Origin of the sequence: Kitasatospora purpeofusca (assembly GCF_036010405.1) — a bacterium.
Taxonomy (GTDB): domain Bacteria; phylum Actinomycetota; class Actinomycetes; order Streptomycetales; family Streptomycetaceae; genus Kitasatospora; species Kitasatospora purpeofusca.
Genome location: NZ_CP108561.1, coordinates 4,988,631 through 5,009,856 on the forward strand (window position 1 = coordinate 4,988,631; position 21,226 = coordinate 5,009,856).

At 72.2% G+C, this 21,226-nt stretch carries 18 protein-coding genes and 2 tRNA genes; 7 read left to right on the forward strand and 13 right to left on the reverse strand.

Features of this window, described 5'->3' with window-relative positions:
* Positions 1–12 precede the first annotated feature (12 nt).
* The 5 genes from OG715_RS22140 to pknB all read left to right on the forward strand — a co-directional run bounded on the left by OG715_RS22140 (position 13) and on the right by pknB (position 7,812).
* Entirely contained in the window at positions 13–549 is a 537-nt protein-coding gene (locus OG715_RS22140; protein ID WP_266270599.1) for an FHA domain-containing protein FhaB/FipA, read from the forward strand.
* 53 nt (positions 550–602) lie between these two features.
* Positions 603–2,285 carry a PP2C family protein-serine/threonine phosphatase gene (locus OG715_RS22145; protein ID WP_266270600.1) on the forward strand — a complete coding sequence of 561 codons (1,683 nt, stop codon included), beginning with the start codon at positions 603–605 and terminating at the stop codon, positions 2,283–2,285.
* A gap of 127 nt (positions 2,286–2,412) precedes the next feature.
* A complete protein-coding gene (locus tag OG715_RS22150; protein WP_266270601.1) occupies positions 2,413–3,882 on the forward strand; it encodes an FtsW/RodA/SpoVE family cell cycle protein in 1,470 nt (489 codons plus the stop codon).
* A complete protein-coding gene (locus OG715_RS22155) occupies positions 3,879–5,336 on the forward strand; it encodes a peptidoglycan D,D-transpeptidase FtsI family protein (RefSeq protein WP_266270602.1) in 1,458 nt (485 codons plus the stop codon). The genes OG715_RS22150 and OG715_RS22155 overlap by 4 nt, the downstream gene beginning before the upstream one ends.
* A 310-nt stretch (positions 5,337–5,646) precedes the next feature.
* Positions 5,647–7,812, forward strand: coding sequence for a Stk1 family PASTA domain-containing Ser/Thr kinase (gene pknB / locus OG715_RS22160; RefSeq protein ID WP_266270604.1), 2,166 nt, complete (start codon positions 5,647–5,649; stop codon positions 7,810–7,812).
* Positions 7,813–8,073: 261 nt separating this feature from the next.
* Here pknB and OG715_RS22165 read toward each other — a convergent pair whose 3' ends face one another.
* The 5 genes from OG715_RS22165 to OG715_RS22185 form a co-directional block, all read right to left on the reverse strand.
* Positions 8,074–8,898, reverse strand: coding sequence for a class E sortase (locus OG715_RS22165; RefSeq protein WP_407661003.1), 825 nt, complete (start codon positions 8,896–8,898; stop codon positions 8,074–8,076).
* Between the two features lie 34 nt (positions 8,899–8,932).
* Positions 8,933–10,375 (reverse strand): class E sortase, encoded by a 1,443-nt coding sequence (locus OG715_RS22170; RefSeq protein WP_266270605.1) that lies wholly within the window; start codon positions 10,373–10,375, stop codon positions 8,933–8,935.
* Between the two features lie 5 nt (positions 10,376–10,380).
* Complete coding sequence (locus tag OG715_RS22175; protein ID WP_266270606.1) at positions 10,381–11,043, reverse strand: aminodeoxychorismate/anthranilate synthase component II; 663 nt, start codon at positions 11,041–11,043, stop codon at positions 10,381–10,383.
* Positions 11,044–11,100: 57 nt separating this feature from the next.
* Complete coding sequence (locus OG715_RS22180) at positions 11,101–11,280, reverse strand: hypothetical protein (RefSeq protein ID WP_266270608.1); 180 nt, start codon at positions 11,278–11,280, stop codon at positions 11,101–11,103.
* Positions 11,281–11,354: 74 nt separating this feature from the next.
* On the reverse strand, positions 11,355–12,110 hold the full coding sequence (locus OG715_RS22185) for a DUF881 domain-containing protein (RefSeq protein WP_266271778.1): 756 nt from the start codon (positions 12,108–12,110) through the stop codon (positions 11,355–11,357).
* A gap of 120 nt (positions 12,111–12,230) precedes the next feature.
* Here OG715_RS22185 and crgA point away from each other — a divergent pair, with 120 nt between their 5' ends.
* The gene (gene crgA / locus OG715_RS22190) at positions 12,231–12,482 is read left to right on the forward strand and encodes a cell division protein CrgA (protein ID WP_266270609.1); all 252 of its coding nucleotides are present in this window, start codon (positions 12,231–12,233) and stop codon (positions 12,480–12,482) included.
* Between the two features lie 361 nt (positions 12,483–12,843).
* On the opposite strand, the gene OG715_RS22195 is transcribed toward crgA, so the two are convergent.
* Positions 12,844–13,752, reverse strand: coding sequence for a rhomboid family intramembrane serine protease (locus OG715_RS22195; RefSeq protein WP_266270610.1), 909 nt, complete (start codon positions 13,750–13,752; stop codon positions 12,844–12,846).
* A 275-nt stretch (positions 13,753–14,027) separates the two neighbouring features.
* On the opposite strand from OG715_RS22195, the gene OG715_RS22200 reads away from it, so the two are divergent.
* Positions 14,028–14,735, forward strand: a complete 708-nt coding sequence (locus OG715_RS22200) for a DUF5324 family protein (protein WP_266270611.1) — start codon at positions 14,028–14,030, stop codon at positions 14,733–14,735.
* A gap of 72 nt (positions 14,736–14,807) precedes the next feature.
* Here the strand turns inward: OG715_RS22200 and OG715_RS22205 are convergent.
* The 7 genes from OG715_RS22205 to gyrA all read right to left on the reverse strand — a co-directional run bounded on the left by OG715_RS22205 (position 14,808) and on the right by gyrA (position 21,207).
* Positions 14,808–14,880: transfer RNA gene (locus tag OG715_RS22205), tRNA-Ala, on the reverse strand.
* A 191-nt stretch (positions 14,881–15,071) separates the two neighbouring features.
* Positions 15,072–15,200 carry a DLW-39 family protein gene (locus OG715_RS22210; RefSeq protein ID WP_014137031.1) on the reverse strand — a complete coding sequence of 43 codons (129 nt, stop codon included), beginning with the start codon at positions 15,198–15,200 and terminating at the stop codon, positions 15,072–15,074.
* A gap of 256 nt (positions 15,201–15,456) precedes the next feature.
* Positions 15,457–15,852 (reverse strand): DUF6191 domain-containing protein, encoded by a 396-nt coding sequence (locus OG715_RS22215; protein ID WP_323182147.1) that lies wholly within the window; start codon positions 15,850–15,852, stop codon positions 15,457–15,459.
* Between the two features lie 140 nt (positions 15,853–15,992).
* Positions 15,993–16,069 (reverse strand) — tRNA-Ile (locus tag OG715_RS22220).
* A 16-nt stretch (positions 16,070–16,085) separates the two neighbouring features.
* Positions 16,086–17,480, reverse strand: coding sequence for an SAM-dependent methyltransferase (locus OG715_RS22225; protein WP_266270612.1), 1,395 nt, complete (start codon positions 17,478–17,480; stop codon positions 16,086–16,088).
* A 284-nt stretch (positions 17,481–17,764) separates the two neighbouring features.
* Complete coding sequence (locus tag OG715_RS22230; protein ID WP_406091051.1) at positions 17,765–18,502, reverse strand: DUF3566 domain-containing protein; 738 nt, start codon at positions 18,500–18,502, stop codon at positions 17,765–17,767.
* Between the two features lie 158 nt (positions 18,503–18,660).
* Complete coding sequence (gyrA, locus tag OG715_RS22235; protein WP_266271779.1) at positions 18,661–21,207, reverse strand: DNA gyrase subunit A; 2,547 nt, start codon at positions 21,205–21,207, stop codon at positions 18,661–18,663.
* Between the last annotated feature and the right edge of the window lie 19 nt (positions 21,208–21,226).

Genomic DNA, 21,226 nt, shown 5'->3' on the forward strand with positions numbered 1-21,226 from the left:
GCGGGCGCGGTTATGTCAGAACTGACCCTCACGGTCATGCGGCTGGGCTTCCTGGCCGTGCTGTGGCTGTTCGTGATCGTCGCGGTCCAGGTGATCCGCAGCGACCTCTTCGGGACCAGGGTGAACCCCCGGTCCTCCCGCCGGGGCGGCGGTGCCGCCGCGGCGGCGACCGCGGCCGGTGCGGCCGGGCGGGCCCCGCAGGGCCAGCCCCCGGCCGGCGGTCCGCCGACCCAGGGCGGCGGGCGCCGTCGCGGCGCCCCGACCCAGCTGGTCGTGGTCCAGGGCTCCCTGGCCGGGACCACCGTCGCGCTGCAGGGCCAGACCATCACGCTGGGCCGGGCGCACGACTCCACCATCGTGCTGGACGACGACTACGCGTCCTCCCGGCATGCCAGGATCTATCCCGACCAGACTGGGCAGTGGACGGTGGAGGATCTAGGCTCCACCAACGGCACCTATCTGGACCGTCAGCGCCTGACCGCGCCGACCCCGCTCCAGCCGGGCATGCCGATCCGTATCGGCAGGACCGTCATCGAACTGCGGAAGTAGTAGCGCATGAGGGACAGCATCCCGTCCATGACCCAGAGGGGGGCACAGGTCGCATGACCCTGGTGCTGCGCTTCGCCGCCGGCTCCCACAAGGGACTGATCCGGGAGGGGAACGAGGACTCCGGCTACGCCGGCCCGCGGCTGCTGGCCGTGGCCGACGGCATGGGCGGGGCGGCGGCCGGTGAGGTCGCTTCCTCCGAGGTGCTCGGCTCGATCGTCCGCCTGGACGAGGACGTGCCGGGCGCCGACCTGCTGACCCTCCTCGGCGACGCGGTCCAGGGCGCCAACGACCGGCTCCGGCAGATGGTCGACGAGGACCCGCAGCTCGAAGGCATGGGCTGCACCCTCACCGCGATGCTGTGGACCGGTCAGCGGATGGGCCTGGTCCACGTCGGGGACTCCCGCGCCTACCTGCTGCGGGACGGCTCGCTGGTGCAGATCACCCAGGACCACACCTGGGTGCAGCGGCTGGTCGACGAGGGCCGGATCACTCCGGAGGAGGCCGAGACCCACCCGCAGCGCTCGCTGCTGATGCGCGCGCTCGACGGCCGGGGCCAGGTCGAACCGGACCTCTCGATCCGCGAGGTGCGGGCCGGCGACCGCTATCTGATCTGCTCCGACGGCCTCTCCGGCCCGGTCAGCCACCAGACCCTCCAGGACACCCTGGGCAGCTACTACTCGCCCGAGCAGACCGTGCAGGAGCTGATCCAGCTCGCGCTGCGCGGCGGCGGCCCGGACAACATCACCTGCATCGTCGCGGACGTCCTCGACGTCGGCGCGACGGACACCCTGAGCGGCCGGTTCAACGACGTGCCGGTGGTGGTCGGCGCGGTCGCCGAGACCCCGCCGTCCTCGGCCGCCGCGGACCAGTCGATCCGCGACACCCCGGCCGGCCGCGCCGCCGGGCTCGGCCGCGGCCCGCAGGGCGCCTTCGGCCCCGCCGAGGGCTACGGCGCCGGCCACCCCGACGCCGGGTTCGGCCCGGCCGGCGGCTACGAGGGCGGCTACCCGGAGGGCGGCGCCGCCGATCCCTCGGTCCACGGGACCGAGGACTACGACGACGACGCGCGCCGGCGGCCGAGGCGCAAGAACCGGGCGCTGGCGTTCTCGCTGGTCGGCCTGGTCACCGTGGGCCTGCTGGGCGCGGGCGGCTTCTTCGGCTACCAGTGGACCCAGAGCCAGTACTACGTCGGCGCCGAGGGCGACCACGTCGCGGTCTTCCAGGGCGTGAACCAGAGCCTGGCCGGACTGAACCTGTCCTCGGTGCACACCCCGTACAAGGACATCGAGCTCAAGTTCCTCCCGCAGGACCAGCGCACCCACGTCACCAACACCATCTCGGCGACCAGCCTCGGCGACGCCGACGACAAGGTGAAGAAGCTGGGCGAGCAGGCCGCGTTCTGCCGCCGGGTCTCCGACGTCCGGGCCGCCGCCGGCAGCCTGTCCACCCCGGGCGGCACCCCGGCGACCGGTCAGCCGACCCAGCAGGCCGCCGCCGGGACCGTGGCCACGCACGCCGGGTTCGTGACGGCGACCGCCGCGCCCAGCCCGTCCGCGAGCGGACGCGCCCCGGCGGCCGGCGTCCCCACGACCACCCCGAGTCCGAGCACGCCGAGCACCACCGCCCCGGCCCCCGTACCCAGCCAGGGTGCAGCGGCCCCGGCGGCCCCGCAGAGCGACCTGCCCGGCCTGAGCGACGAGGAGCGGCAGCGCGCCGACTCCTGCCCGAAGCCGTGACGGACGCGACCCGACATAGGCCCGGCCGGTCGTCCGAGGGCGGCCGGCACCTGAGCGAGCGAAGCGACAGAGCCATCGAGAAGCGCGTGTGGGCGGATGCCCCGGCCGAGCGGAGCGAGGCGGGAGCATGAGTACCTTCGATGTGAGCAGCGATCCGAACAGCCGGTCCGCCGGCGTTCCGGCCGACCGCGCGTCCTCGCGGCGCCGCCGCAACACCACCATCTCGCCGCAGGCGACGCCGAACCGGCGCAACACCGAGCTGGCGATGCTGGCGTTCGCGGTGCTGCTGCCGGTCCTGGCGTACGCCAACGTGGGCCTGGCGATGGACGACAAGCTGCCCGCCGGGATGCTCGGCTACGGCCTGGGCATGGGCGCGCTCGCCCTGATCGCGCACCTGCTGATGCGGAAGTTCGCGCCGTACGCGGACCCGCTGATGCTGCCGATCGCCACCCTGCTGAACGGGCTGGGCGTGGTGATGATCTGGCGCCTGGACAAGGCCGGGCCGCTGCTGCACAACAACTTCCCGGCCGCCTCCAACCAGCTGATGTGGTCGGGTCTGGGCATCGCGTTCTTCATCGTGGTGATGGTGTTCCTGAAGGACCACCGGGTCCTGCAGCGCTACACCTACATCTCGATGGCGGCGGCCCTGGTGCTGCTCGCCGCGCCGGCGTTCTTCCCGGAGCGCAAGGAGGACCTCGGCGCCAAGATCTGGATCCGGATGGGCGCGTTCTCGATCCAGCCCGGCGAGTTCGCCAAGATCATCCTGACGGTGTTCTTCGCCGGCTACCTGATGGTCAAGCGCGACGCCCTGGCGCTGGCCAGCCGCCGCTTCATGGGCCTGTACCTGCCGCGCGGCCGCGACCTCGGCCCGATCATCGTGATCTGGCTGCTCAGCCTGCTGATCCTGATCTTCGAGAACGACCTGGGCTCGTCCTTCCTGTACTTCGGCCTCTTCGTGGTGATGCTCTACGTCGCCACCGAGCGGACCAGCTGGATCGTCGTCGGCCTGCTGATGTCGGTCGGCGGCGCGGTCGCGGTGGCCTCCACCGCCAGCCACGTCAAGACCCGCATCGACGCCTGGCTCGACCCGATGGCCGCCTTCGAGCCGAAGCACCCGCCGGGGGCCACCGAGCAGATCGGCCAGGCGCTGATGTCCTTCGGCTCCGGCGGGGTGACCGGCTCCGGCCTCGGCCAGGGCCGTTCCTGGCTGATCGACTTCGCCGCCAAGAGCGACTTCATCCTCGGTTCCTTCGGCGAGGAGCTCGGGCTCACCGGCATGATGGCGATCTTCATGCTCTACGCCCTGCTGATCCAGCGCGGTCTGCGCACCGCGGTCGCCGCCCGCGACCCCTTCGGCAAGCTCTTCGCGGTCGGGCTCTCCTCCGCGATGGCGCTGCAGGTGTTCGTGGTCGCCGGCGGTGTCACCGGCCTGATCCCGCTGACCGGTATGACCATGCCGTTCCTCGCCCAGGGCGGGTCCTCGGTGGTCGCCAACTGGGCGCTGGTCGCGATCCTGCTGAAGATCAGCGACAACGCCCGCCGTCCCGGGGTGGAGCCCACCCCCACACCCGAGATCCAGGGGGGCACCGCCTCGTGAACAAGCCGATCCGCCGGGTCTCGATCTTCTGCCTCGTGCTGATCCTGGCCCTCATGGTGCGCACCAACTGGGTCCAGGGCGTGCAGGCCGACGCCTGGGCGGGCAACAAGTACAACAAGCGGCAGGTCTACGACCGCTACGCCTACCCGCGCGGCAACATCATCGTCGACGGCCAGCCGATCACCCAGTCCACCTTCGTGGACGGCCTGCGCTACAAGTACAAGCGGTCCTGGACGGACCCGCAGATGTACGCCCCGGTCACCGGCTACTCCTCGCAGGCCTTCGGTGCCAGCCAGCTGGAGCAGCTGGAGGACGGCGTCCTCTCCGGCAGCGACGACCGGCTGTTCTTCCGCAACACCCTGGACATGCTGACCGGGGAGCAGAAGCGCGGCGGCGACGTCGTCACCACGATCAACTCCAAGGCCCAGAAGGCGGCCTTCGACGGGCTCGGCAACAAGAAGGGCGCGGTCGTCGCGCTCGACCCGAAGACCGGCGCGATCCTGGCCCTGGTCTCCACGCCGTCCTACGACCCGGCGAGCTTCGCGGGCAACGAGTCCACCGACTCCAAGGCCTGGACCGACCTCAACGCCGACCCGAACAAGCCGATGCTCAACCGGGCGCTGCGCGAGACCTACCCGCCCGGCTCGACCTTCAAGCTGGTCACGGCCTCGGCGGCGTTCGAGAACGGCCTCTACCAGAACATCGACGACCAGACCGCGACCCCGGACCCGTACACCCTGCCGGGCACCAACTTCGTGCTGAAGAACGAGTCCGACCGGGAGCAGTGCGGCAACGCCACGATCAAGTCCGGCATGGACCAGTCCTGCAACACCGTCTTCGCCAAGATCGGCGCCGACCTCGGCAAGGACAAGATGCGGGTGCAGGCCGAGAAGTTCGGCTTCAACAGCACCGTGGACACCCCGATCCGGTCCGAGAAGAGCGTCTACCCGTCCAACTCCACCCCGGACGGCACCGCCCAGGACTCGATCGGCCAGCACGACACCCAGGCCACCCCGCTGCAGATGGCGATGGTCTCCGCGGCGATCGCCAACAACGGCTCGCTGATGCAGCCGTACCTGGTCGCCGAGGAGCGCTCCGCCTCGCTGACCACCATCTCCAAGCACAGCGAGAAGCAGTTCTCGCAGCCGATCAGCCCGGCCACCGCGCAGAAGATGCAGGACCTGATGGTCTCGGTGGTCGAGAACGGCACCGGCAAGAACGCCAAGATCCCGGGCGTCACCGTCGGCGGCAAGACCGGTACCGCCCAGCACGGCGAGGGCAACGCGGGCCTGCCGTTCGCCTGGTTCACCTCCTACGCGAAGGCCGCCGACGGCCGCACGGTCGCGGTCGCGGTGGTCGTCGAGGACGGCTCCAACAACCGCGACGGCATCAGCGGTGGCCGGCTGGCCGCTCCGATCGCGAAGTCCGTGATGCAGGCCGTCCTCGGCAAGTGACGGGAACCCCGGCAGGAGCCCCGGCAGGAGCCCCGGCGGGAGCCCCGGCGGGAGCCCCGGCGGGTGAGGGAAATGTCACGATCGGCACCCCCGGTCCGGATACCGGTCTGATATCGGCCTGCGGCCGACTCGGGTCCGGTACGGTCCGACCGGTAGCGTGTCCGCAGCAGCGGGTGTACCCGTTGCCGTCCGTGCGGTGCCGAACCGGTCCTGACCGCAGAACCATCCGGGGCCCGGGCGGCGTCACAGGGAGCGTGCGGGGACACCTACGTCACAACCTCACCGGCGGGTGAGGGAGAGGGTCGCAACTATGGAAGAGCCTCGTCGCCTCGGCGGCAGGTACGAGCTCGGCGGCGTCCTCGGGCGCGGCGGCATGGCCGAGGTGTACCTCGGCCATGACACCAGGCTCGGCCGCTCCGTCGCCGTGAAGACGCTCCGGGCCGACATGGCCCGCGATCCGTCCTTCCAAGCCCGATTCCGCCGCGAGGCACAGTCCGCGGCATCGCTGAACCACCCCGCCATCGTCGCCGTGTACGACACCGGCGAGGACTACATCGACGGCATCTCCATCCCGTACATCGTGATGGAGTACGTCGAGGGGTCCACGCTGAGGGAGCTGCTGCACTCCGGCCGCCGGCTGCTGCCGGAGCGCGCGCTGGAGATGACCATCGGCATCCTCCAGGCCCTGGAGTACTCCCACCGGGCCGGCATCGTGCACCGCGACATCAAGCCCGCCAACGTCATGCTCACCCGCCAGGGCAACGTCAAGGTGATGGACTTCGGCATCGCCCGGGCGATGGGCGACGCCGGCATGACGATGACGCAGACCTCCGCCGTCATCGGCACCGCCCAGTACCTCTCCCCGGAGCAGGCCAAGGGCGAGCAGGTGGACGCCCGCTCCGACCTCTACTCCACCGGTTGCCTGCTCTACGAGCTGCTCACGGTGCGCCCGCCGTTCGTCGGCGACTCCCCCGTCGCGGTCGCCTACCAGCACGTCCGGGAAGAGGCGCAGCCGCCGTCCGTCTTCGACCCCGAGGTGCGCCCCGAGGTCGACGCGATCGTGCTCAAGGCGCTCGCCAAGGACCGCGACTACCGCTACCAGAGCGCCGACGAGATGCGCGACGACATCGAGCGCTTCCTCGACGGCCTGCCGGTGGCCGCCGCCCAGCAGGCCGCCGCCTACGGCATGGGAGCGGCCGGATACGGCTACGACCAGAACGGCTACCCGCAGCACGACCCGTACGGCCAGACCAACCTGCTGCCGCAGCAGGTCCCCGGCGGTCCGACCACCGTCCTGCCGCAGGCCGCTCCGGCGGGTTACGCCGCCCAGCCCCAGCCCGGTTACGACGACGGCTACGGCCAGACCTACGCCGGCGCCCCCGCGGCCGGTGGCGGCGACGGTTACGACGACGGCTACGGCCGGGCCGGCCGGCGCGGCGAGGAGCCGCCGAAAAAGAGCAACACCTCCTGGATCGTGCTGGCGGTCGCCGCCGTGCTGGTCCTGGTCGGCACCTTCTTCGTCGCCCAGGCGATGTTCGGCAACAAGAAGGACGGCGAGGACAAGAAGGAGGCGCCGAAGATCGCGGCGCCGGGCCTCGTCGGCAAGACCCTGGCCGAGGCCAAGGCGCTCGTCGCCCAGGCCGGTCCCAAGTTGGTGGTCGCCGAGGGCGACAGGATCGCCTGCCCGGACGCCAACGTGAAGAAGGACCAGGTCTGCACGCAGAACCCGACGGCCGGCAACCAGGTCGCCGAGGCCGCCACGATCACCGTGCAGCTGTCCTCGGGTCCGGCCAAGACCACCGTGCCCAACGTGGTCGGCAAGTCCAAGGAGCAGGCGACCAAGTTGCTCGCCGACGCCGGCTTCACCAATGTGACGACCGACTACAAGGACGACGACAACGCCCCGCTGGACCAGGTGCTCACCCAGGACCCGGCCAGTGGCGGCGCCGACCCGACCGCCCCGGTCAAGCTGATCGTGTCGCAGGGCAAGGCCAAGATCAACGTGCCCAATGTGCAGGGCCAGCAGAAGGAGGCCGCCGAGGCCGCGCTGACCGGCGCCGGCTTCCAGGTGGACTCCTCGAAGACCCAGACGACCACCGATCCCGCCAAGGTCAACACGGTCGCCTCGCAGAACCCGTCCGGCGGCAAGCAGCCGGCCAACACCAAGATCACGCTGACCATCTTCAAGGCGCCGGAGAAGGTCTCGGTCCCGCCGCTGCAGAACGTGCAGCTCAAGGAGGCCATCAAGACCCTCCAGGGGATGGGCCTCCAGTACACCGTCGTCCAGGGCCCGCAGGACCCGAACGCCACGGTGATCGCCTCCAACCCGGCGGCCGGGACCCAGGTGGACCCGAACACCTCGATCGGGCTGATGACCAAGGCGGTGGATCCGCCCAAAGGGGGCGACACACCGACCCTCCCCGGGATCCCCGGCCTCCCCACCCCCAGCAACACCAAAGGGGGACCCAACAACTAAGCCCTGGTTCCCCTGGTTCTGAGCCCCTCGGGGCCGGACCGACCGGCCGAGTTGTTTCCCGGCAGTGAGCCCGAGGGCCCGTCGACACCGCGTCGACGGGCCCTCGGGCGTTCACCCGGGCCCTGCGGCGCTCCCGGCCCCTGCGGGCTCCCCGGGCCCCGTACAGGGCCTCCGGCGGCCCGCAGGGGCCCACGTGGGGCCTGCCCGCCCCGGGGATGCGGAAAGGCCCCCGGGGCGTCCCCGGGGGCCTTCGCGCGGGCCTCAGCGCTGCCGCAGCTCGGCGGGCGGCGTGCGCGCGGCGTCCATGCCGTCCACCCGCACCAGGCTCCCCCAGACCGCCATCCGGTAGCGCGAGGTGTAGACCGGGGTGCAGGTGGTCAGCGTGATGTACCGGCCCGGCCCGGCGTAGCCGGAGCCCTTCGGCACCGGGGCGACGATGCCGGTGTCGTACTTGGACGTCTCCGGCAGGGTGCTGTCGACCCGGTAGACGTACCACTTGTCGCGGGTCTCGACCACGATCGCGTCGCCCTTGCCGACGGCGTCGAGCTCGTGGAACTTCGCCCCGTGCCCGTCCCGGTGCGCGGCCAGCGCGAAGTTGCCGGACTCGTCCCAGGGCATCGCCGAGCGGTACGGCTGCTCGTACACCCCGGCCACACCCTCGGCCAGGGTCTCCGTGTCGGTGCCCATCCGGATCATCACCTGGTAGTCCCGGCCCATCGCCGGGACGTGCAGGAAGCCGATCCCGTCACCCGCCGCGTAGGACGGCGCGGTGGCACCGCCGGCAGTGGCCGACCCGGCCGACGGCCCGCCGGACGGGGGAGCGGCCGGGGCGCCGGCCGCCCAGGACTCGCGCAGGTGGTCCGAGGCCGCCGAGGCGGAACGGTCCGCCAGCACGTCGGTCCACCACAGCGAGTAGGTGACGAACAGGCCGAGCACCAGCCCCAGGGTGATCAGCAGCTCACCGACGACGCCCAGGACGGCCAGTGCCCAGCCGCCCCGCCCGCGGCGTCGCCGGGGTCCGCCGCCGGGTTCCGGCTCGGACGACGGGGCGGCCTCCTCGGCCACCGGCTCGGTCCCCTGGGTCACGTCTCTCCCTCTGTCGTCGCCCGCCCGCCCGCGGTCAGCCCCCCGCGAGGGCGGCCGGCCTGCCCTGGCTGCGCGGCTTTTCCTCGATCATCTTGCCAAACACGATCAGGCGCGCCTTGGAGCTGAACTCCGGGGTGCACGTGGTCAGCGTGATGTAGCGGCCCGGACCGCTGAACCCGGAGCCGTTCGGAACCGACTTGATCACGCTCACATTGGACGGCGGCGTCTCCGGGATGCCCCCGGTGACCTCGTAGGTGTAGTACGCGGTCGCGGTCTCCACCACGATCTTGTCGCCCTTGCCGAGCTGGTTGATCCGGCGGAACGGCTCGCCGTGCGTGTTGCGGTGCGCGGCCAGCGCGAAGTTGCCCGCCTTGTCGGCCGGCATGCCGGTGCCGGTGTAGTGCCCCACCAGGCCCTTGTCGAGCACGGGGGCCTTGGCGGTGCCCTCGGCGATCGGGAACTTCTGGCCGAGCTTCGGCAGGTGGATGATCGCGAAGCCCTTGCCGGGCTCGAAGGTCTCCGGTTTGGCCGGGTCCGGGGCCGGCTGTCCCGGCGCCGGGGCGCCCTGGGCCGGGCCCGCGTCGAACTGCTGCTCCAGCTGGTTGCGGGCACCGTCGGCGGCCGCGTCGGCCTGCACATTGGTCCACCAGAGCTGGTACGAGACGAAGAGCAGCATCACCAGGCCGAGGGTGATGCAGAGCTCGCCGAGGAACCGTGCGAAGACCACCGCCGCCGGCTCCTTGGCCCGGGGGCCTGCGGCGGCACGCCCGCCCGCCCGGCGCCGGCCGTGCCCCTGCGCGGCGCGGCGGCGCTCGGCCCGGCCGCCCGGGGCGGGCGGCTGCCGTTCACCCGCCACGGCGGCCATGGTGACCGTCTCGGCGGCGGCGAGCACCGTCCCGGCCGGGTCCGGCGCGGACGGTGCCGTCAGCACCGCCTCGACCGGCAGCGGCTCGACGGGCGGTGCCGCCTGCTCGTAGACGCCCCAGCCGTCCTCGGCCCCGGGCTGCGCCGGCCAGGCCCGGTTCGCGCCGGGGTTCCCGTCCGGACCCCGGCCGTGCTGGACCGGCTCGGCCTGGTACGGGTCGTAGGACTGGTACTGGCCCTGCTGGGGCTGCTGCCCGTACTGACCCTGCTGGCCCTGCTGCCCGTACTGACCCTGCTGGGGCTGCTGCTGCCCGTACTGGCTCGGCTGGCTCGGCCGGGGCTGCTGCGGCTGCTGGGGCTGCTGCCCGTACTGGCCGTACTGGTCCTGCTGCGGGTACGCGCCCTGCGGCGGGTACGGTCCCGCGCCGCCCTGGGTGTACTGCTGCGGGACCGACGGGGACGGGCCCCCCTGGGGGTACTGCTGCCCGTAAGGGTCCTGCTGCTGCCCGTACGGGCCGGGGTGCTGCTCGAACGGCCCGGGGACGCGGTACGCGTCACCGCCCTCCGGGTCCGCCCCCGGCTGGTATCGCCCCTCCGGACGCACCGCGGTCACGCCGCTCAGCCCCGGCCGATCACCGGGGCGAGCCCGGCCGACCGGTCGACGGCCCGCGGGTCACCGCACTCGGCCAGCCAGTTGGCGAGCATCCGGTGACCGCCCTCGGTGAGCACCGACTCCGGGTGGAACTGCACGCCCTCCACCGCGAGGTCCCGGTGGCGCAGCCCCATGATGACGCCGCTGCCGGTGCGCGCGGTGACCACCAGCTCGTCCGGCACGGTGGCCGGCTCGACCGCCAGCGAGTGGTACCGGGTCGCGGTGAGCGGCGAGGGCAGGCCCGCGAACACGCCGCCGTCCTCGTGCTCGACCGGCGAGGTCTTGCCGTGCAGCAGCTCCGGCGCCCGGCCCACCACCGCGCCGTAGGCCACCGCGATCGACTGCAGTCCCAGGCAGACGCCGAACACCGGCAGGCCGGCCCGCGCGCAGTGGTGCACCATCTCGATGCAGACGCCGGCCTCCTCCGGGGCGCCCGGGCCGGGGGAGAGCAGCACCCCGTCGAAGCCCCGGTCGCCGTCGCGGCGCACCGCGTGCTCGACGGTCACCTCGTCGTTGCGGACCACCTCGCAGGTGGCGCCGAGCTGGTAGAGGTACTGGACCAGGTTGAAGACGAAGCTGTCGTAGTTGTCGACGACCAGGATGCGGGGCTGGGTCGGCCGGGAGGTCATGGGCGCGCGTTCTCCGAGGGGTGCGGGGACCGGGACGGGACGGGGCGGGTCGTCGGGTCAGCCGACGGCGCCGTCGCCGTTCCCGTCCACTGTGACGTCACCGAAGGGGAGCAGCGGTTCCGCCCACGGGAAGATGTAGGTGAAGAGGACGTAGACCAGTCCCAGCACGACCAGCACCGAGATCGCGGCCTTGACCAGGATGTTCCCCGGCAGATGACGCCAGATCCAGCCGTACATGGTGCTCCCTTGACGTATTGGACTGGGGTCAAGAGTAGACCCGGCCCACGGGGGCGGTCCGGTGCACCGGTCCGCTACTGGCCGGTGGCCGAGCGGAGGTCCGCCGTGCCCGAGTAGCCGGGCAGGGCGAGGTCGCCGCTCTCCTGCAGCTTCCAGCCCAGGCCGTAGGCCTGCACGTACTTCTGGTAGGTGCGGATCGAGGGGTCCGTGTCGACGGCGGCGCGCAGCGCGTCGGTCCGCCCGACCGCCCTGACCACGTAGGGCGGGGAGTAGACCCGGCCCTGGAGCAGCAGGGTGTTGCCGACGCAGCGGACGGCGCTGGTGGAGATCAGCCGCTGGTCCATCACCTGGACGCCCTCGGCGCCGCCTCGCCAGAGCGCGTTGACCACGGCCTGGATGTCCTGCTGGTGGATGACCAGGTCGTTGACGTCCGGCTCGCGCACCCCGGGGACGCGCGAGGTGGCGTTCGGCGGGGCGTCGTTGAGGGTGACGGTGAGGCCGGGGCCCTGGAGCGGCTCCAGCGCGGCGACCTGTTCCAGGGCGCCCAGCCGGGCGGCGTCGGCCGGGCTGCCGCCCTGCTGCTCGGTGAGCCGCTGGGAGCGGTCCTGGAGGTCGGCGAGCTGGGCCTGGGACTGCTGGTTCTGGGCGCTGCGCTGCCGTATCACGTCGGAGAGGCTGAGCAGCGAGTTGTCGGTGCGCAGATCGGTGCCGCGGGCGGTCTGCGCGCTGATGTAGAAGAGCAGTCCGGCGAGCGCGAAGACGGCGCAGGTCAGGGCACGTCCGACAATTCGGGTGCCGGAGACGCGGGTACGGACGGGCCGAGGGGGAATCGACAAATTAGGCACCGTACCCTTATCTCCTTCGGACCCGCCGAACCACTACGCTAACGGACGCCGCCACACCACCGTGAACCCCTGCGCGGTCACAGCGCATCGACAGGAGAGCTCCTCGTGCCGAAGTCCCGACTCCGCAAGAAGTCCGACTACACGCCGCCGACGACGACGACGTCGGTGAAGATCAGTTCGGGCCGCGGCTGGGTTGCCCCCTTGATGTTGGCGCTGTTCCTGATCGGTCTGGTCTGGATCGTCACCTATTACGTGACGAGTGGCAGCTGGCCCGTCGAGAGCTGGCGGAACTGGAACATCCTGGTGGGCTTCGGCTTCATCGCGGCGGGCTTCGGCGTCTCCACCCAGTGGAAATGACGTTCGGGCCCCGGCCCTGAGTTCCTCCACCGCCGCCCCGGTACGGTTCGTCGCCGGGGCGGCTTCCTGGTGCGCCGGGACGGCCGGGCGGAGCTCCGGCGTTCGCGGTTATCCGCTTATCTCGTTTATCCACATGGTTATCCACACTGGGGAAAAGTCCTGCGGGCCTGTGGATAACTCACGCCGGGGGCGCTTTCCACACCGCCGCGCGCCCTCCCCCGAATACGGGATACGCACAGCAGGACACGCGTAGAACGGCCGTTCGCGCCCATCGGCCGGCACCGCCTGTGCACAACCCCGCACCCGCTGTGGACAACCGTGCGGCCCTCGCACCCGCGCGCGCACCGTCCGGCGGCACGGATCACCCGCCGTAGGCGGCCGTCCCGACCAGGAGCATCACCAGCACCAGGCCCGCCACCCCCGCCAGCGTCAGCCCCTGCACCGCCGCCCGGTGGGCCTGCGGGGCGTACATCAGGCCGGCCGCGGTCAGCATCCCGGCGACCAGCCCGCCGAGGTGGGCCCGCCAGTCGATGCCCTGCACCGAGAAGGTGACGATCAGGTTGAACACCAGCAGCGCGACGATCGGCCCGAGCGGCGCCCGGACCCGGCGGTACAGCACCACGGTCGCGCCCAGCAGGCCGAAGACCGCGCCCGAGGCACCCAGCGACCGCATCGAGTCGCCCGCCACCAGGAACGCGAAGGCGCTGCCGGCCAGCCCGGAGAGCAGGTAGAGCGCGAGGAAGCGGATCCGCCCCAGGGCGGCCTCCAGCTGCGGGCCGAGCACCCAGAGCACCAGCATGTTGGTGGCGATGTGCCAGGGCGCGGTGTGCAGGAAGACGGCGGTCAGCAGCCGGTACCACTGGCCCGGCCCCTCGGCGACGCCGTTGGTGAACGGGTACGACGGGTCGGGGGCGAAGCTGCGCAGTTCGAGGTCGTAGGCCAGCCACGGCGTGAGCACGTAGGCGGCCAGGACGAACACCACCAGGTTGATGCCGATCAGCGCCTTGGTGACCAGGGGGTCCCCGCCGGCCGGGCGCCCGCCGAACCGGGTGGTCGCGCGCCGGACCTGCCGGCCGCCCTCCTGGACGCACTCGGGGCAGTGGAAGCCCACCGAGGCGTTCACCATGCACTGCGGGCAGATCGGCCGGCCGCAGCGCGAACAGCCGATGCCGGTCTCCTGCTCGGGGTGCCGGTAGCAACGGGCCGGCCCGGGCCCGCCCTCGGGCCCCGGAGTCCGGTCGATCGGCGGCCTGGGCCCGTCCGGGAGCATCGGCTATCCCCTTCTGCCACGACTTGCTGCGACGACACGCGCGCGCTCCCGACGGGGACCCGCCGGAACCGCCAGCCTACTGCGGCCCTACCCGCGTCCGACCGGCCCACGCACCCCCGCCCCGCACGGCTTCCCGCCCCGCCGTCCGACCCCGCCGCCCCGGACCGGTGCCCCGCGTACGGCCCACTCCGGCATGCCGTCGGACAAATACGGATGCATGATCAGCATTCAGGTGGATATGTGCATATAGGACGCCACCAGGAGGAGAGACTCTCGTGACCCGTTTGGACTCGGCCCGTGAGACGGCCGGCAACTTCGCGGACAACGCCCGGCAGCAGGCCTCCCAGGCCGCCCACACCGCGCGCGTCCAGTACGACCGGCACATCGCCCCCCAGGTCGGTCACGCCTTCGCCAGCCTGCCACCGGAGGCCCAGCAGAACGCCCTCAAGGCGCTGCACCGCGCCCAGGAGAAGGCGCTGGCCGCCCGCCTGTCCGCCGCCCGGGCCGCCGACCAGGCCCGCTCCACCGTCGCCCCCAGGGTCGCGCAGGCCGTCGAGGAGGCCCGCGCCACCGTCGTCCCGGTGGCGCAGGAGGCCCAGATGCGCGGCGCCGCCGCCCTGACCGCGATGCGCGGCAACGTCACCTCGGCCGAGATCGGCGACCTCGCGGCCCGCAACGCCCGCCGGTCCTGCCGGAGCGGCTGGGCCACCGGGCTGGCCGTGGCCGGCGTGGTCGCGATCGGCAGCGGCCTGGTCGCCTGGCAGTGGTGGCGGCACCGCAGCAACCCGGAGTGGCTGGTCGAGCCGCCGGCCGCCGCCTCCGGTCCGGTCGGCGCGCACGCCTCGGGCACCGGCGGCAGCGCCGTGAACGGCTCGGCGGACACCCCGGCCGGAGCCGCCCCGGCGGAGGACCGGCCCGGGCCGGACCCGGCCCACCACGACGACGACCGTCCCAAGCCGCACGACCCGCGCAAACCGCACTGAAAAAGCCCGGCGGCCGCTGACCCGAATTCAGGTCGGCGGCCGCCGGGCCGTCCACACGCGGTGGACACACTGTGGAGCTTAGGAGACTCGAACTCCTGACATCTGCCTTGCAAAGGCAGCGCTCTACCAACTGAGCTAAAGCCCCGGGGTAGCACCCTGCGTACCACCGGGCACTAGCGTACCCGGTTCCGGCGCGAATCCGGTGCCCGGTTCCGGCGCTGCCGCCGTGCGGGGCCGGGAACGTCCGGCCGACCCGGTCACGCGACCGGGCCGACCGGCCCTGGAGGCACCGTCCGGCGCCTCCGAAGACTGTCGATCGTCAGATCGTCCGGGGCCTCAGCGACCGGCCGGAACCGGGTCGGTGGCCTCGGTCCACAGGTCCTGCTCGGCGCGGTCCGCCTGGACCTGACGGTAGACAAAGAAGCCGCCGAGGGCGACCAGGGCGACCAGGAGAAGCTTCTTCACCGCGGGACCTCGTCCTTCTTGCGTTGACGGACTCAGCAGCCGTGCGCCGATCGTTCCGATCGGGCCGACGAGTCCATGGTTTGTTACGAGCACGAACGGGCTGTCGGCTGGCCGGACTGCCCTTGCGGCCGATGATACACACCGGTGTCCCAATCGTGACCAGCCACCGCTGCCTCCAACCGACCCGTCCGGTCGGAGGATTGACGCCACACCTCCTGTCGTACGTTCCGCCCGGCGCAGACCCTCCGCAGGGTCGTCACCGTTCCTGCCCGAGCGGGCCCGGAACCGGGCCGGGAGCCCGGTCGGGAGCGGGCGCGGACGCCGGAGCGGGAGCCGGGGCGGACGCCGTCGGCGGCACCACCACCGCCACTCCGCCCGCGAGGTCCACCCTGGTACGCGGCGGAGCGCCCTCGCCCTCCTCGTCGCGCAGCATCAGGCTGCTCTGCCGCTCGTCGAGCTGGTGCTGCTTTCCGGCCGCGAACTGCGCGTGCAGCTGCTCGAAGCCGGTCGCGGATATCTGTCCCTCCCGGCCGGTCCCCCGCCAGGGCACCAGCCGCGACCGGCGCGCCCGCAGGGCCAGCTGGTCGACGAAGGACAGCGCCACCAGCACACAGACCAGCCCCGGAATGGTCATCGCGAAGACCAACGCCATTTGCGCCACCGCCTCGTCCGTCGGAAGCCGCCGGGGAGTCCCGGTCCCGCCCGGTACAACCCCCGGGCGGGGCCCGTGGTTCCGGCTCCGGGCCGGGAAAACGCCGAAGGGCCCGGAGCGGTGCTCCGGGCCCTTCGCGGTGGTGGGGCTAACAGGACTTGAACCTGTGGCCTCTTCCTTATCAGGGAAGCGCTCTAACCGTCTGAGCTATAGCCCCTTGCCGCACTGAAAGATTAGCGGACCGATCGCCGATCCCCCAAATCCGATACGCCCGGCCCTCCGCCGGCGCCCTCCGGGAGGGGCAGGTCGGAGGCGGTGCCCGCGGCGGCCAGCCATGCGGCGCGGGTGGCGGGCAGCCGGGCCGCGCCGTCCGCGCCGGTACGGACCGCGAGGATCTGGTTGACCCCGATCCGGTTCTCCTCGAAGGCCAGTGCGGAGGCCGCCATGTAGAGCCGCCAGACCCGCGCCCGGCCGAGGCCGACCAGCCGGACCGCCTCCGTCCAGTGCGCCTCCAGATTGGCCACCCACTCACGCAGGGTCAGCCCGTAGTGCTCGCGGAGCGACTCGACGTCGCGCACCTCGAAGCCCGCCGCCTCCAGCCTGGACACCGTGGAACCGAGCGGGGACAGCTCGCCGTCCGGGAAGACGTAGCGGTCGATGAACGGGCTGGGGCGGTACGGCTCGCCGGGGCGGTCCGGCCGGCGGGCGATCTGGTGGTTGAGCAGCCGGCCGCCGGGCGCCAGCAGCCGGTACAGGTGCTCCGCGTACACCTGGTACTGGGCCTCGCCGACGTGCTCGGCCATGCCGACGCTGGAGATCGCGTCGAACGGGCCGTCCGGGACCTCCCGGTAGTCCTGGAGCCGGATCTCCACCCGGTCCGCGAGGCCCGCCTCCTCGACCCGCCGGCGGGCCAGCGCCACCTGCTCCGCGGAGATCGAGACCCCGACCGCCGTCACCCCGTAGTGCCGGGCCGCGTGCAGCACCAGCGAGCCCCAGCCGGAGCCGACGTCCAGCAGCCGCATCCCGGGCCGCAGGCCGAGCTTGCGGCAGATGAGGTCCAGCTTGGCCTCCTGGGCGGCCTCCAGGCTCTTGGCGGCGGGCTCCCAGTACGCGCACGAGTAGACCATCGAAGGGCCCAGCACCAGGGCGTAGAAGTCGTTGCCGACGTCGTAGTGGTGGTGGATCGCGGCGCGGTCCCGGCGGCGGCTGTGCACCCGGCCGAGGCCGTCCGGCGCCTCCTCGGCCGGCGGGGCCGGCTCGGGGCCGAACGCACCGGCCCGCAGCAGGGCGCCCGCCGCCCGGCGGCCCCTGGCGCCCAGCACGTCACCGGGGCCGAACCGCTGCCGGCGCACCTCCGGGAGTTCGGCGACGTGCGCGACGGCGCGCAGCACCTCGTACAGGTCGCTGCCCGGGGCGACGTCGAGGTCGCCCGCGACGTAGGCACGGGCCAGGCCCAGCTCGTTCGGCCGCCAGAGCAGCCGGCGCAGCGCCCGGCGGTTGCGCAGCACCAGGGTGGGCGCCCCGGGCGGGCCGGCGGCACTGCCGTCCCAGGTCTGCAGTCGCAGGGGCACCGTGACCCCCAGCAGCCCGTCCAGGGCCTCGACCAGTCGCCTTGCGAGCTCCGCCACCGCGCGCCTCCGTCCTGCCGTGCCTTTGCGGCCGTACCGGTCCCGACGGGTGGGTCCGGGAGGGACCGGGGGGCCTGCGGCGGCCGGGAGACGCGGAACGGGCTGACCAAGCTAAGCCCACCACCCGCCCGACCCGTCCGGGAGGCGCGCCGCGCGCCGCGGCTGTCACCCGAAATGCCGACGGGCCCCACCGGCTGCAACAGCCGGTGGGGCCCGCTGATTCCGCCCCTGGACGGAAACGCCCCGTGCGGGGCGGGAACTGAGCCCGGGTCACGCCCGGACGGTCAGTCCTCCTCGGCCAGGGTGAGCTCGATGCCGCCGGTGAAGCCGGCCGCCGCGTTGTAGATGAACGCCGAGAGCGTGGACAGCGCGGTCAGCAGCACCACGTCGACCACGGCGATCAGCGAGGTGAAGGTCATCACCTTGCCGAAGCCCACGTAGTCCATGAGGTTCAGGCCGCCGCCGTTGGTGTCCGAACCGGTGACGTCCTTCAGCGTCTTGGCGAGCGAGTCGAAGACACCGAGCGAGTCCAGCGTCATCCACAGCACCGCGGCCGCCACGATGATGATGATCCCGACCGCCAGCGACAGCAGGAAGCTGACCTTCATGACCGACCACGGGTCGGCCTTGGTCACCCGCAGCCGGGCCTTCCTGGTCCGTCCCAGGCCGCCCGAGGCCACCGGCGGGGCGGCCGGGCGGCGGGTGCCGCCGGCGGGCGTCCCGCCGGGCGGGGTCGGGCCGCCGCCGACCCGGGTGCCCCGGGGCGGGGTCGGCTGCCCCTTGGTGTAGGTGGTCGGCTGGGAGAACCCGCTCCCGCCACCCGCCGGCGCACCCGGCGGCGGGGCCGGCTGGCCGCCGTACCCAGCGCCGCCCTGGCCCGCACCGCCCACCGGGGGCATCAGCGAGGTGGACGCGGCCGGGTGCTCGGCCGGCGGCTGCGGCACGCCGTACCCCCCGCCGCCCTGTGCTGCGCCCGGACGGCCGCCGGTGGCTCCTCCCGCAGCACCCGTGGCTCCACTCACTGGTCCTCCCGCACTTCCCACCAGGACGGCCGCACCGCCCTGCTTCGTCACTCGTCAGCCAGCGCCCGGCGGGATTGCCCGGTACTGGTCGTCGGCCGGTACCGGCACGTCGCGCACGTATGCACGGGCGTGACGGTACCGGCCGACGCGGTACGAGGTCAGGCCTGGGCGGTCTGCTCGCCCGGCGCCGTTCCCGTACCTTCGGCCGCTTCGGTGGATCCGGTGGACTCGACGCCCACCTCGTCCTCGACCGACTCCTCGTCCTCGGCCTCCGCGTTGCGGGCCATGCCCACGACCGCATCGCGCTTACCCAGGTTGATCAGTTGGACGCCCATGGTGTCACGTCCGGTTTCACGAACCTCGGAAACCCTCGTACGGATCACCCCACCGGACAGGGTGATCGCCATGATCTCGTCGCTCTCGTCCACGACGAGGGCGCCGACCAGCGAGCCCCGGCCCTCGACGATCTTCGCCGCCTTGGTGCCGTAGCCGCCGCGTCCCTGGACACGGTACTCGTCCACCCCGGTGCGCTTGGCGTAGCCGCCGTCGGTCGCGGTGAAGACGTAGGTGTCCGGGCGGACCACGTTCATCGAGAGCAGTTCGTCGTCCTCGCGGAAGGACATGCCCTTGACGCCAGAGGTGGCACGCCCGGTCGGGCGCAGCGCGTCGTCGGTCGCGGTGAAGCGGATCGACTGGGCCTTCTTGGAGACCAGCAGCAGGTCGTCCGCGGCGGAGACCAGTTCGGCCCCGATCAGCTCGTCGTCCCGGCCCTCGTCGTCCTGGCGCAGGTTGATCGCGATCAGACCGCCGGAGCGCGGGGAGTCGTAGTCCTTGAGCGGGGACTTCTTCACCAGGCCGGCCCGGGTGGCGAGGACGAGGTAGGGCTTGTCCTCGTAGGTGCGCACGGCCATCACCTGGGCGATGTGCTCGTCCGGCTGGAAGGCCAGCAGGTTGGCCACGTGCTGGCCGCGGGCGTCGCGCCCGGCGTCCGGGAGCTCGTAGCCCTTGGCGCGGTAGACCCGGCCCTTGTTGGTGAAGAACAGGATCCAGTTGTGGGTCGTCGTCACGAAGAAGTGGTCGACGATGTCGTCCTGCTTGAGCTGGGCGCCGCGCACGCCCTTGCCGCCGCGCTTCTGCGAGCGGTAGAGGTCGGAGCGGGTGCGCTTGACGTAGCCGCCGCGGGTGATCGTGACGACGATGTCCTCCTCGGCGATGAGGTCCTCGATCGAGAGGTCGCCGTCGGAGGGGATCAGGGTCGAGCGCCGCTCGTCGCCGTACTTCTCGACGATCGCGGTGAGTTCCTCGGAGATGATCTCGCGCTGGCGGACCGGCGAGGCGAGGATCGCGTTGTACTCGTCGATCTTGCGCTGCAGCTCGTCGTGCTCGTCCATGATCCGCTGCCGCTCCAGGGCGGCGAGCCGGCGCAGCTGCATCTCCAGGATCGCGTTGGCCTGGAGCTCGTCGATCGAGAGCAGCTGCATCAGGCCGCTGCGGGCGGCGTCGGCGCTGGCCGAGGCCCGGATGAGGGCGATGACCTCGTCGATCATGTCCAGGGCGCGGAGCAGCGCGCGCAGGATGTGGGCGCGCTCCTCGGCCTTGCGCAGCCGGAAGGTGGTGCGCCGGACGATGACCTCGACCTGGTGGTTGACCCAGTGCCGGATGAAGGCGTCGAGCGACAGGGTGCGCGGCACGCCGTCGACCAGGGCCAGCATGTTGGCGCCGAAGTTGGTCTGCAGCTCGGTGTGCTTGTACAGGTTGTTCAGCACGACCTTGGCGACCGCGTCGCGCTTGAGCACGACCACCAGGCGGGTGCCGGTCCTGGACGAGGACTCGTCGCGGACGTCCGCGATGCCGGCGACCCGGCCGTCCTTGACCAGGTCGGCGATCTTCAGCGCGAGGTTGTCCGGGTTGACCTGGTACGGCAGCTCGGTGATCACCAGGCACTGGCGGCCCTGGATCTCCTCGACCTCGACCACGGCGCGCATGGTGACCGAGCCCCGGCCGGTGCGGAAGTAGTCGTTGATGCCGCGGTGGCCGACGATCAGCGCGCCGGTGGGGAAGTCGGGGCCCTTGATCCGCTCGATCAGGGCGTCCAGCAGCTCCTCGTTGGAGGCGTCCGGATGCTCCAGCGCCCAGAGCGCGCCGGAGGCGACCTCGCGGAGGTTGTGCGGCGGGATGTTGGTGGCCATGCCGACCGCGATGCCGGTGGCGCCGTTGACCAGCAGGTTGGGGATGCGGGCCGGCAGGACGGTGGGCTCCTGCGAGCGGCCGTCGTAGTTGGCGGCGAAGTCGACGGTGTCCTCGTCGATGTCGCGCATCATCTCCATGGCCAGCGGCGCCATCTTGCACTCGGTGTAGCGCATGGCCGCGGCGGGGTCGTTGCCCGGCGAGCCGAAGTTGCCGTTGCCGTCGACCAGCGGCATCCGCAGCGACCACGGCTGGGCCAGCCGGACCACGGTGTCGTAGATCGAGGTGTCACCGTGCGGGTGGTAGTTGCCCATCACGTCGCCGACGACGCGGGCGCACTTGTAGTAGCCCTTCTCGGGGCGGTAGCCCCCGTCGTACATCGCGTACAGCACCCGGCGGTGGACCGGCTTCAGGCCGTCACGCACCTCGGGCAGCGCCCGGCTGACGATGACGCTCATCGCGTAGTCGAGGTACGAGCGCTGCATCTCGGTCTCGAGCTCGACCGGCTCGATGCGCATGGTCGCCGTGGCGGCGGCC